14 protein-coding genes are annotated in these 11,321 nt (G+C 71.7%); 1 reads left to right on the top strand and 13 read right to left on the bottom strand.

All coding sequences use genetic code 11. From position 1 onward, the window contains the following. Nucleotides 1–10: 10 nt before the first annotated feature. From GTW67_RS24180 to GTW67_RS24150, 7 genes are all read right to left on the bottom strand, one after another. Entirely contained in the window at nt 11–328 is a 318-nt protein-coding gene (locus tag GTW67_RS24180) for a hypothetical protein (protein ID WP_161166908.1), read from the bottom strand. Next, nucleotides 325–1,008 (bottom strand): hypothetical protein, encoded by a 684-nt coding sequence (locus tag GTW67_RS24175; RefSeq protein ID WP_161166907.1) that lies wholly within the window; start codon nt 1,006–1,008, stop codon nt 325–327. Before GTW67_RS24175 ends, GTW67_RS24180 begins: the two co-directional genes overlap by 4 nt. After that, nucleotides 1,008–3,512, bottom strand: coding sequence for a hypothetical protein (locus GTW67_RS24170; RefSeq protein WP_161166906.1), 2,505 nt, complete (start codon nt 3,510–3,512; stop codon nt 1,008–1,010). Before GTW67_RS24170 ends, GTW67_RS24175 begins: the two co-directional genes overlap by 1 nt. A gap of 15 nt (nt 3,513–3,527) precedes the next feature. After that, entirely contained in the window at nt 3,528–3,986 is a 459-nt protein-coding gene (locus GTW67_RS24165; RefSeq protein WP_161166905.1) for a hypothetical protein, read from the bottom strand. Between the two features lie 69 nt (nt 3,987–4,055). Further along, on the bottom strand, nt 4,056–4,436 hold the full coding sequence (locus GTW67_RS24160; RefSeq protein ID WP_161166904.1) for a hypothetical protein: 381 nt from the start codon (nt 4,434–4,436) through the stop codon (nt 4,056–4,058). Further along, nucleotides 4,433–5,383, bottom strand: coding sequence for a major capsid protein (locus tag GTW67_RS24155; protein ID WP_161166903.1), 951 nt, complete (start codon nt 5,381–5,383; stop codon nt 4,433–4,435). Before GTW67_RS24155 ends, GTW67_RS24160 begins: the two co-directional genes overlap by 4 nt. Nucleotides 5,384–5,403: 20 nt before the next feature. Beyond that, nucleotides 5,404–6,201: a hypothetical protein gene (locus tag GTW67_RS24150; protein ID WP_161166902.1), complete on the bottom strand. Its 798-nt coding sequence runs from the start codon at nt 6,199–6,201 to the stop codon at nt 5,404–5,406. Nucleotides 6,202–6,311: 110 nt separating this feature from the next. Between GTW67_RS24150 and GTW67_RS24145 the strand changes: the two genes are divergently transcribed. Further along, nucleotides 6,312–6,506, top strand: coding sequence for a hypothetical protein (locus GTW67_RS24145; protein WP_161166901.1), 195 nt, complete (start codon nt 6,312–6,314; stop codon nt 6,504–6,506). On the opposite strand, the gene GTW67_RS24140 is transcribed toward GTW67_RS24145, so the two are convergent. From GTW67_RS24140 to GTW67_RS24120, 6 genes are read right to left on the bottom strand one after another with little or no spacing between them, the layout of a single operon-like run. Then, nucleotides 6,503–7,618 (bottom strand): phage minor capsid protein, encoded by a 1,116-nt coding sequence (locus tag GTW67_RS24140; protein ID WP_161166900.1) that lies wholly within the window; start codon nt 7,616–7,618, stop codon nt 6,503–6,505. The two genes, GTW67_RS24145 and GTW67_RS24140, sit on opposite strands and share 4 nt — an antisense overlap. 15 nt (nt 7,619–7,633) lie before the next feature. Next, the gene (locus tag GTW67_RS24135; protein ID WP_161166899.1) at nt 7,634–9,145 is read right to left on the bottom strand and encodes a phage portal protein; all 1,512 of its coding nucleotides are present in this window, start codon (nt 9,143–9,145) and stop codon (nt 7,634–7,636) included. Continuing rightward, entirely contained in the window at nt 9,126–9,326 is a 201-nt protein-coding gene (locus GTW67_RS24130; RefSeq protein WP_161166898.1) for a hypothetical protein, read from the bottom strand. The genes GTW67_RS24135 and GTW67_RS24130 overlap by 20 nt, the downstream gene beginning before the upstream one ends. Then, entirely contained in the window at nt 9,326–9,481 is a 156-nt protein-coding gene (locus GTW67_RS37095; RefSeq protein WP_202437622.1) for a hypothetical protein, read from the bottom strand. The genes GTW67_RS24130 and GTW67_RS37095 overlap by 1 nt, the downstream gene beginning before the upstream one ends. Further along, complete coding sequence (locus tag GTW67_RS24125; protein WP_161166897.1) at nt 9,481–10,752, bottom strand: PBSX family phage terminase large subunit; 1,272 nt, start codon at nt 10,750–10,752, stop codon at nt 9,481–9,483. Before GTW67_RS24125 ends, GTW67_RS37095 begins: the two co-directional genes overlap by 1 nt. Further along, nucleotides 10,752–11,294, bottom strand: a complete 543-nt coding sequence (locus tag GTW67_RS24120) for a GcrA family cell cycle regulator (RefSeq protein ID WP_346010727.1) — start codon at nt 11,292–11,294, stop codon at nt 10,752–10,754. Before GTW67_RS24120 ends, GTW67_RS24125 begins: the two co-directional genes overlap by 1 nt. Nucleotides 11,295–11,321 lie beyond the last annotated feature (27 nt).

The following is an 11,321-nucleotide window of genomic DNA, read 5'->3' as shown; positions in this document are numbered from 1 at the left end:
CGGGGCTCCTCTACTGGAGTTGGATCTCCACGTGATCCGGGGTGGCCAGGCCGCCTCCGTCGCGGGGCAGGCAGGCAATGACCTTGGTGACCCGGCCGGACGGCAGGGTGATGCGGGACAAGGGCGGCACCTTCGTGCCCGGCGCCGCGTAGGCCGTCGAGGACGAGGTCACCGACTCGCCACCCGGGGAGACGACCGCGCGAGTCTGCTCGTCCACGAACGCCCGCGCGGGCTGCGGCGGCCCGTACAGAGGGCCCGTGCTGGAGTCCCCGAGATACGGCTCGATCGTGATGCGGTGCCGCAGCAGCCAGCCCGGGATGCGGCTCACCAGGTCACCGCCAGCGCGCCGAGCCACAGCTTGCCGTGGAGGTGTGGGGCGCGGAGTTCGTCGGCGACCTGCGGGGCGAGCTGCCGGGCGGCCGAGTCGTCTCCGGACACTGAGGTGACGGAGCGGCCGAGGTTCACCGAACCGATCGCCACCGAGCCGTAGCCGACGCCAGCGGCGCCTCGGCTGTCGCCAACCTCGTCCCACCACGCGACCTGCGCGCACACCGCGCGGCCGATCGCCGCGGCGACGTCCGGATCCGACGGCAGGCCCGCGTTGTCCACGTCGTACCGGCAGTACGTCAAAACCCTGGCGTCGAGCATCCGCGACGCGTCCTCCAGTAGCCCGGCCGAGTCCACGGGCGGGGCCGCGCGGAGGTAGTTCGCCAGGTCGGTGGTCGTCGCGTACACCCGGCCGCTCGCGCCCGCGCCCGGGGTGGGGGCCACCGACACCTGCTGGTTCTCGACCGAGGCGCCGGCGCCGGTCACCGTCCACCGCAGCAGCCACACCCCAGCCAGCGTGTAGACGAGCGGTGCCGTCCACGTCTGCCCGCCGTCCACAGACGAGACGACCGGTGTGGACACCGTGCCGTCCGGGGCCGTCACCACCAGGGCGGCCATCGTCGTCTGGTCGTACGGGGCCACCGTCAGCCGCGCGGTGACCTGGTCTCCGACGTCGGGCATCAGCCACCTCCTGTGCTTGCGGCCGTCAGGGACGGGCCGGATACGGATGCGGTCAGCTGCGGGCCGCCGACGGACGGCGTCAGCGCCGGACCGGTCACGGTCGAGGTGAGCTCGTCGGCCGGCCGTTCCTTCACCCAGGCGACTGAGGCCGCGCGGGCGCGCTCGTGCGCGGCGTGCAGGCGGCGCGTCTGGAACGGCTGCCGGATCCGGCCCCCAGCCTCCGTGCTGGTTGCGCGGAGGAGCGGCCGCCGCTTCCCAGCCGTGGTCGTCGTGACCTGCTCGGTGCAGCGTGCGACACCGAGACGCAGCCTCTTGCCCGCAGCAACCTCGACCGCACGGTCTCCTCCGGCCGCGGTGCCGGCCGGGACGGTGTGGCCGGCGTCGAGCGGGGTGCTCGTCTCGGTCGCACTCGCGGTGCCGAGCAGCACCTGCTTGGACGGCGTGAGCCGGGTGGCTTCCTCGGTGTCCCAGGCGGTGCCGATGTCGCCGGAGGAGCGCAGGTGCAGCATTCGCGCCCGGGCCCGGTCGGTGGCGGTGCCCAGCGGCAGATGCTTCGCCGACGCCAGTGGCCCCGCGCCCGCCTGCTCGCGCGCGGCCGTCAGCGCCTGGACACGGGCCGCGGTGAGGGGCCGGGCCTGGTCCACCGTGACGCTGTCGCCGAGCGGGCGGGTCTTGGCCGCGGTGACCGGCAGCGCGTCGTCCCCGCCCGCCGCCAGGCGCAGGGTCGTCGTCTTGCTGCCGGTCACCGGGCGCCCGCGGTCCGAAGCGCGGGCGTCTTCGAGCCGGGTCTCCCCAGCCGTTGTGTAGCCGTGGGCGGTGTCGGTCGTGGTGGCGGTGCCGAGGAGCAGCTGCTTGCGTGCTGCGACCGGGCGCCCGCTGTCGACGGTCGTCGCGATCCCGGTGGCTGACGTCTTGGCCGAGCCCAGAGGCCGTGCCGAGGCCGCGTCGCCCGCCTGGCCCAGCTCGACGGCGCCCGACACCGTGATCGGCTCGCCGGCCGCCCGGTCGCCGGCGGTTCCCAGATGCACCGTGCGGCCAGCAGCGAGCAGCTGGCCCGCGGCATGCTCGCGCGCGGTGCCGAGCCGAACTGTCCGCCCGACCGTGAGCGGGCGGCTCGTCTCGGTGTCTGCGGCCGGGGTGAGGCTGGCGGTCTTCGCCGTGTCCCACTGCCCGCCGTGCTCGCCGCCTGCGGCCGGGAGGAGTGGCTGCTGCTTCGCGCCCGCCCACGCCCGCGCGGTGGCGGTCTCCTGCGCCGTGCCGAGCGGCACGACGACCGTGGTTGGGGCCACGTTGACGTCGTCGAACTCAGCGACGCCCGGGGTGCCGTCGTCGCGGTGGGCGATGAGTTGCACCTGAAGGTCCGGGTCCGAGACCCACGCGGGCGCCGTGCTGGTGCGGCGGGTCGTCCACGTGGCGCCGTCCGGGCTGGTCTCCCACAGCAGGTCCGTGCCGGTCTGCCGGATCCGCAGGTAGGCGTGCTGGACGGGGTCGTACGGGATGGCGAGGTAGTCGGGGTCGTAGTAGCCGGTCCGCAGCGCCATGCCGAGGCTGCTGGTGATGGCGTTGTGCTCGATGACGACGTCGGTGCCTGCGGTGGTGGTTTGGATGAGGACCTGTGTCCAGCACGCCACGAGGGAGTCGCCGATCGGCGCCGGGTACATGCGGCACGACAGCTGGCTGTTGCGGAGCGTGTAGATCGGCGCGGAGGCGTAGGCCGCGTAGTCCAGGCCGCACGGCACCTGCGCTCGGCCGTCGGCCTCGGTGACGCCGCCGTACGACTCGGGCCACAGGACGGGGTCCACGATGCCGTCGTCGAAGGTGTCGACCAGGTCGGCGGTCGGGGTCGCGGGCCGGGCGGTGAGCGGTCCGGCCGTCGTCTTCTCGCGGGCGCGGCCGAGGGCGACGGTCTGGCCGACGGGGCCGGGCAGGCCGTTGTTGCTGGTGCCCGTGCTGTCGTTGACGGCCAGGTCGTCGAAGTAGATGTCGGCCGTCGTGGGGTTGATGACGCCGAACCGGGCGTACGAGCCGCCGCTCAGCCCGATGCCCGTGCGCGACGTGCCGAGGACGCCGTTGATGTAGACGCTGCCGGTGTCGGTGGCGTCGTTGTAGTCGAACTCGATCCGGGTCCACGTGTTCAGCGGGATCGCCGCGGTGGCGGTGCCGCCGGTGGTGCCGGTGCTGTTGGTGATGATCAGCGTCCGGTCGGGCAGCATCTTCACGCCGTAGAACCCGGAGATGCTGGTGGCCGAGGAACCCCACGCCATCAGCGCGGTGATCGCCGCGGGGGCGGCGGCCACGTAGACGTAGGCCCGCATGTAGACGTGTGCTGCCGCGTCGTCAGCCGCGTACACCCGCTGGGCGATCGAGCACTGTACGGCAGTGGCTGGGTTGCAGCGCAGCGACGACCCGCCGCGGTTCGCGCGGGTGGTGACGATGGTGGGCGAGTCGTTGGTGGTGCCCCACTCGACGCCGTTCTCGAAGCCGGTGGTGAACAGCTTGGCCATCGACTCGCCCCCCTTCTATGCGGCGTTCTCCGAGACGGCGATGCCGCCCGCGCCCACGCTCGCGGTGATCGACGTGCCGTCCGGGGTGACCGCGAAGTCGTGCAGCGTGAGCGGGATCAGTTGCGCGTCTGTCCCGGCCCCGGTCGGGTCGAAGCAGATGACGACCTTCCCGGTCGGGTTGCCGGTGGCGTCCGCCCACACCAGATCCCCAGCTGTCCACGACGCCTTGTTGCCAACGTCGTCCACGGTCACCGTGACCCCCGACAGCGCCTTCCGACCCATCGTGGTCTGCTCGTTGCTGGCCCCGGCGAGCAGCGCGGCGAGCGTGTCGTAGTCCTGGAGCGCGTCGTCACCCTCCAGGCCGGCCGCCTCCAGCACCACCGCCCGCAGCACCGCCCCGCCCGTGCCGGCCTGCGCGACGCCGGCGTAGTACACGTGGCGGCCCTTGCCGATGTTCGTCACGAGATCAGCCATGCGGCCTCCCTCCTATCGACATGCGAGAGGGAGGCCACAGTCGGGCCTCCCTCGCTCGCGACGAACCGATCAGGCGACCGGGCTCTCGCCGTACTTCGCGATCAGCACCGGCTTGGTCAGCGACGGGATCTCCGCCCGCTCCTCGTCGGACACGGCCCGCTTCAGCGCGTACTCGACCCACGTCTCCTTGGACGCGGACCGGTCCGGCGGGTCCCCGGCGTCCTCCTGCTGCTCCTTGTACTCCTCCTCGGCGGCCGCGCGCGGCCCATCGGTGGAGGTGAGCGCGGTGCCCGGCGCGGTCTGGGGGCGCTTGAGGACGCTGTCCGGGGTGGGCGCCTCCGGGGTCTCGTCGCCGTCGAGGCGCTCCCAGTTGGGGAGCATGTCCAGACGGGAGTCGGCGTGCTTGCGCTCGACGACGTCGCCCGTGTTCTTGTTGTGGTAGCGGATCATGCAGCGTCAGCTCCCTTGATGATGACGGCACGGTTGGCGTCGAGGGTCTTGGTGCCGTACAGGCAGTCGACGGAGACGACGGTCTGCTTGTACTTGATGTCGTAGTCGTAGACCACGCGCAGCGCGAACCCGTTGTACTGCATGATCGTCGCGTCCTGGGCGCCCGGAGGGACTTCCAGGGTGCGGGTCACCAGGGCGAACGCCGTCTTGTGGAAGGCGAGGTTCTCCTCGGTGGTCGGCTGGCCGGCGGCCGGGTCCTCGGCCGGGCCCGCGATGTTCTGCGTCATGTACGGCGTGAACCCGGACGCGTTGGCGCCGAACTGGGCCTCGGTCAGACCGACCGTGGAGCCGCGCTCGTTGGCCGCGCGCCAGATCTTCTCCGCCACCCACCGGGCCTTCGTGCGCGGGCCCACGACGACCCGGCGGTCCGCCTGCGGCACGTTCTTCGTGTCCAGGAGCGCGCCGGCCTCGATGAGGACGCGGGAGTCGGACCACGGGTAGTGACCGGCGGGGTAGTTGTAGTTCTCGCCTTCGGTGTTCTCCGAGACCTCGCCGACGACCTGGGAGATGTCGGCGCGCAGGGCGAGGAGGTCGCGGTCGATCTTCTGCGCCATGGCCTCCATCGCGGGGTCGAGGAGCTGCTCGCCGAAGTCGTTGATCTCCAGGTTGAGCTGCTCGGTCGTCACGGTGAAGCTGACGTCGGGCAGGTGGTTGAGGACGACCGGGAAGCCGGACTCGGTCGCGTTCTGCGGCACGATGCCCGTCGACCGGTTGAACTCGTTGGCGGTGAACACGGCCGGCTTGCGCACGGTGATCGTGTCACCGACGCGGCCGGCGAAGTCCGCCTCGTAGTCACGGTGGACGAGCTGCGCCATGTGCGTGGTCTCGTACAGCGTGGCCAGGGCCCTGCGGGCGATGGTGTCGGGGGTGAGGAACGTGTTGGCCATGGGGCCCTCTCTCTGCGGGGTCAGCCGCCGGTGCGCGCCTTCCGGCGTGCCTCGCGGTGGGCTTCGATGGAGTCGGTGTCCTTGGGGCGGCCTCCGGAGCTGCCGGAGAAGTCGCCGGACGTGCGCGCGGGCGCCTGGCTCGCGGCCTTGAGCTTGGGGTTGTCCGCGACCGCCGTCTTGATCGCGGCGGACACGGCCTTCGCGAACCCTTCGTCGTTCGGGTCGAGATCCTTGATCGAGGACAGGAACGCCCGGGAGTCGGTGAGCGCGTCCGGGTCGGCGCCGTGCTTCCCGGCGCTGCGGTAGATCGCCAGCTCCACCGCAGTCTCGCGGTGCGCGGCGGTCGCCTTCTCGATCTGCGCGGTCAGCGCGGCCGGGTCCGGCGGCGCGTCCTTGTCGTCCTTGATCAGGCCGAGGGCCTTGCCGAGTTCCTGCACGATCTCTGTGCGGGCTTCGTCGGCCGCCGCCTTCTTCGCGGACGTACGCGCCTTCGCGGCCTCGCCGTTCGCCGTCTTCAGCTCCTTCTGGAGCCGGGCGATCGTCGCGGTCGGGTCCTCGTCCGTCTTCTTCGCGGGCGGCTTCGGCTTGGCCTTCGTGTCCTTGGCCGCGTCGTCGGCCCCGGTGTCGTCGTCGCCGGTCCCGCCGGCGTCGTCGTTCTGGCCGTCGTCCGCGCCTGTGTCGTCACCGCTGTCGTCGTTGTCGGATCCGGAGTCGTCTCCGTCCCCGCCGTCGGCGTACAGGTACGGCGCGAAAGGGCCGTGGCCGTAGGGGTGTGCCCAGCCAGCACCGGCCAGCCGGGGAAGGGTTCGCTTCTGCATGCGTGCACTCCTGGTGCGCGTCGGGTGGTGTTGGCCCCGCGCCTGGCGGGGGTTGTGCGATCCGGCCCGCGCCTGGCGGACGGAAGTCTGAAGTGCGGCACACTGTTCGCATGGCTGACAACGAGGCCCGCGCGGCCGAACTCGACCAGCTCGCTGACGACCTCGAAGCGCTGCTCAACTACGACGAACCGTTCGATGAGCGGCCGGGCCCGTTCATCGCCAACAGCGACACCGACCACAGCGGATACGACACGGTCGCCACGTACGTCCGTGAGCGCGCGGCTTGGCTTCGGGCGCAGTCCTAGCGGGCCGTGTTGAGCTGCTCGCGGTGGCTCTTGCGGGGCAGCCCGGTCTCCGCGGTCAGCTCCCGGATGCGGGCCTGGTAGGAGCGCACCCGCGCCCGCGCGGCCTTCGCCGCCTGCTCGTCCAGCCCAGCGGCCTCCAGCCGCTTCCACTTCCGGATCTGCCGCTCGAAGTACCGCTGCCGCTGCGTGTCCTCGTACGTCCCCCGCGACGGCTGCGCCTTCGGAATCCGGGACACACCCGGCAGATAGGCCGATAGGCGGTGCCTACAGTTGACGTGTAGCAGCCCCGCCGCGCGCGCCTCGTCCAGCGACCCGGCCACCTCGACGCGGACCGTCTCGCCGTCCTCGGTGGCGTGCTCGACCTCGACCGTCCGCCTCCCGGGCGGGCCCGTGCGGGCGAGGATCTTCCGCTCCCACGGGCGGCACAGCGGGCACTCCTCCGGAGCCTGCGACACCAGAACCAGATCCACGCCGGCCGCGCCGAGCCGATCCGAGTGCGCCTCCAGCGACGCCCGCGCGGTCGCCGACCGCATCGCCGCCTCAACGTACGACCGCAGCTCCCACGACCGGCCGCGCGCGTCCACGAACCCCTTCACGCCTCGCTGAGCGAAGTCGTCAAGGGCGGACTGCGCGGCCTGCCGCCGGGTCTGCGCGCCAAGCACCGGGGCCGCCGCCGCGCGGGCGATCACATCCCGGTAGGTGTCCATCGACACCCGCAGCATCCGCACATAGACCGGGCCCGTGTCGGCGATGACCGCCTGCGCCAACCGGTCCACGACCGGAGCCGTCGGCACCACGCTCGCAGCCGCCGCAGCCTGCCCGACACCGAGCGCGCCCAGCTCGGCGACAGCCGCCTGCTGCCCCCGGTCGTACGCCTCAGCCATCGCCTGCCCGATCGCCCCGGACGCGTCGGCCTGGAGCACAGCGATCACCTCGGCGATGGCCGCCTGGAGATTGCCGACGGCGGCGAGCTTCAGCTCGACCCACACCGGGCTGTCGAGGCCCTCGGCCAGTGCTCGCCGGATCTTCCCGATGAGCACACCCTCCGCAGCCTCATACAGGTCGGCGACCGCGACGGCGAGATCCTCGGCCATGTCCGGAGAGACAGGCACCGCCGATCACCACCTCTACGGCCAGTCCCCAGCCTGCATCGGGTCGGACACCGCAGTGCCGCTCTCCTGCCGGACCAGTGCCACCTCGGCCGCCACCTGGTCGTCGTCCCACTCCGGGTGAGCCATCCGCACCAGCGTGTCCGTGCTCGCCGCCTGCGCCCGCCTGAGTACGTCCGCCGTGTTCGCCAGCGACAGCGGATCCTCCTGCACCGAGTCCTCGAACTCCACCGTCGGCCGCTGCGGGACGGTGCCGCCGCCGAACGCGTACTGGTCGACGGCGAGAAGCGCCTCCACCAGGTGGGCGAGCGCCGGCCGCCAGCGCAGGATCTTCTTCCCGCGGGTCGTCATCGACCGCCGCTCCCGGGCGGTGACCTCGGTCGCGGTGACGGCGACGTCGCCGCCGATGCCGAAGGTCTGCCCGGAGTAGCCGGCCGACCTCAGGATCTGGTTGACCAGGTCTTCGGCTGTGTCCCGGTGCTCGGCCACGCGGACCGCGAACTGAGCCACGGTCAGCGCCATGCCCTCGCCGCGGTTCAGGACGTTGACGCCGGCGAACGCCTCCTGGTCGGGGTTCCAGGACGCGCCGCGGCCGGGGCCGGACGACTGAAGGTACGACTCCGGGACGACGATGCGGCCCTTGCCGAGGCGGATGTCCCGCATCCAGCTGGAGTAGGTCTCGTCCAGGGCGTCCATGAGCGGTTCGACGCCGTCGAGGTCGGAGCGTCCCCAGTCCTTCAGTCGCGGGTGGCAGCGCCATCGGCGGGACGACTGGTTCGGGATGTACACCACGTCGAGGCCGTCGTACCCGGTCTCGACCGCGCCCTCAGCGCTGACCAGCGGCGCGAACCCAGCGGTCTCGTCCGCATCCTCCAGCGGGACCGCCCGGCCGAGCTTGTCCTTCGTGCCCTGGTAGAGGCCGTGGAAGATGCGGCCCGGCTCGTGCCGCTGAAGCCACCGCCAGACTTGGCCGTCCTCTTCGCGGACGACTCGCCAGAACGTGACCGCGGAGAGGCGGCCCCACGTGAACTCGGGCAGCGCCCGGTCGGCGTGCTCGGCGGTGATCCAGGCCCGGTCGGCGACGTCCTGGTCGTACACCGGCCGTAGGTAGATCCCGCCGAGTGCGGCGCCGATTTCGGCGGCGGTCTGGAGGGTGGCGAGCAGCCCGTCGTCGGTGAGGACGTCGAGGCGGGCCTGCGTGGTGTCGTCGTCCACGGTGAACCGGGGCGGCTCGCTGAAGAGAAGGTCGGCGGAGCCGCCGCAGAGGTCGCCAGCGATCGGGACGTGGAGTTTGGTCCGCCGCTCGCCGGCCGCGGTAGGGGTGCCCCACCACCAGCGGGCGATGCGGCCCATGACGCCGCCGGCGTACTGCATGCGCTTGGGGTCGGGGCCGCCGCCGGTGCTGCCGCCGTAGAGGGATTCCAGGCGGTCGGGGTCACCGCTCCACCAGGTGTCCCAGGTGTGCATGGCGTCGAGGGCGGGGCCGAGGTGTGGGGGCGGCCAGGTCGTGTCACCCGTGGGCAGCGGCATCCGGCACCTCCTCGTCGGGCGTCTCCAGGTGGTCAGCGGCAGCGCGTAGGAAGGCGGCGAGTTGGCGGCGCGTGACCTGCTCGTCCACCACGCCGTCGGGTGCCTCGATGGTCAGCTCGCCCCAGCGGGCCTCGGCATCGCCGACGCGGACGTACACGGGCAGGCTGATCTCTGCGGCCATCAGACGCGCTCCCTCTCCATCAGCAGTTGCCCCAGCCGGATCCAGGAGTCGGCCAACGCGTCGAGCTGGCCCATCAGTGGCAGGTTCGTCAGCTCGATCTCGGCCCGTTCCAGAAGTCGCGCGGCGTTCGCGAGTGCCTGCTCTGCCGTCACCATCAGGCGGCCACCTCCAACCGGGTCGGTAGGTACGGCCGCCACAGGGCCTCTGTTGTGCGGACGCCGTAGCGCAGCGCGTCACAGGAGTGGTCGTTCTCCTTGATCGGCTTGTCCTCGCCGCGCTCGGCTGCGCCGTCGTCCCAGGAGTAGCCGGGCAGCTCATCGATCAGGCCCTGCGCGGACTCGTGCACCAGCAGGTCCCCGGTCGAGAACAGGCTGCTGACCGTCCGGATCCCATCCAGCACGGTGTTGTCAGCCGGGGTCACACCGGACACGCCGTCGCGGTGCAGCTGCTCGATGTACGACGCCGCCGACGGGTCCACGATCGTCCACTCCGGCTGCACGCCGATGACGTTCGTCTCCGGCTGCGGCACCCGGGCCAGCCACGCTCGCCGCGCCCGCGAGTACTCCGAGTCCGTCATTTGCCGGCGGGCCGTACGGGAGTCGTGCCGGTACTCGCTGACCACGTAGAGCCTGCGGTCCACGCCTACGCCGATCAGCAGATCCGCGTAGGGGTTGGTCGTGCCGTAGTCGATCGAGTCGCACAGCCACCGTTCGATCCGCGGCAGCGCCCGTACGACGTGCCGTTCGGTGTCGAACATCTCGTAGATCGCGCCCTCACTCTGGACCCAGTGGCCGGAGATGAACCGGCGGTACCAAAGGCCGACGTACTCCGACTTGAGCGAGGCGACGTAGGCCGCGTCCAGAGCGGGGTTGTCGTCGAGGGTGAAGTGCCAGGCCCGAAGGTCGAGGTCGGCCGCGCGGTCGAGGAACTCCTTCTTCAGCCAGTGCCCCGGGTTGTCCGGGTTGGTCGTGGCCATCAGCCGCGCCCCGGGCACGGAGAGGCGGCCGAGGAGCTGGTTCCAGAAGCCGCGCGGCATCAAGGTCGCCTCGTCCACGTACGCCAGGCACGCGGTCAGACCGCGAAGGCGGCCCTCGGCGCGGGAGTCTGCCGCGCCGATCAGGTGCACCGTGCGGCCGAGGATCGTCGCCGTCGTCGCGCCGCGGGTGTGCACCACCAGCTTGGCCACCGACCCGAACAGTGCCTCGTCCTGCAACGGGTCGAGAACGTTGCGTTCGATCGTCTGGAGGCTGCGGCCCACGATGACGATGAGCCCGGACGCCGGCGCCGCGGCGACCGCGATGAGGAACGCGACCAGACTGGCGATCGTCTTGCCCGAACGGATCGCCCCGTGCCACACGTTGATACGCGCCGTCGCCTCGGCGATCGAACGGATCTGCTTCCGAGACAGCGGCAGCGAGTCGAGCATCAGCCCTCCCCGCTGTCGTCCCCCCCACCGTCGAGGCCGGCCAGCTTGGTGAGGCCCTCGGCGAGGGAGCCGAGCATCGAGCGGGCGGCTTCCACTCCGGGGTCACCGTCGAGCTGTTCGAGTTTGACGGCCTGGTTCATGTACTGCGTGATCGCCCCGGCGAGGGCCTTCTCCTCTTGGCCGGGTACGTGGTCGAGGCTCTCGGTCTCGATGCCGTTGACGGTGCTGGTGGTGAACTTGAAGCCGCCGTTGTCGGCGTCGTCGAGTTGGTCGAGGAGGCGTTCGGTGCGCGCGTACAGGCGCTGCACGATCGCGGCGCGGCGGGCCTTGGCGTCGGTGACCTTGGCTTGGGTGGCGAGGGCGGTCATGGTGCGGTCGAAGGTGAGGCCGAGGCGTTCGGCGTGGACGCTGACGCCTCGCAGTGAGCGGCCCATTTCACGGGCGATGGCGTTGCGGCCGAGGCCCTCGGCGTGGAGCCGCTTGAGCTCGGTGATCTCTTCGTCGGTGAAGGGGATCGGGGCTGGGCCCTTGGGTTCGGCCACGGTCTCCTCCTCGGGGCGTGCGAAGGC

It is taken from the genome of Streptomyces sp. SID5910 (genome assembly GCF_009862125.1).
Classification (GTDB): Bacteria; Actinomycetota; Actinomycetes; order Streptomycetales; family Streptomycetaceae; genus Streptomyces.
Note: the sequence above shows the minus strand (reverse complement) of the source record. Positions and strands in the feature narration are given on the sequence as shown.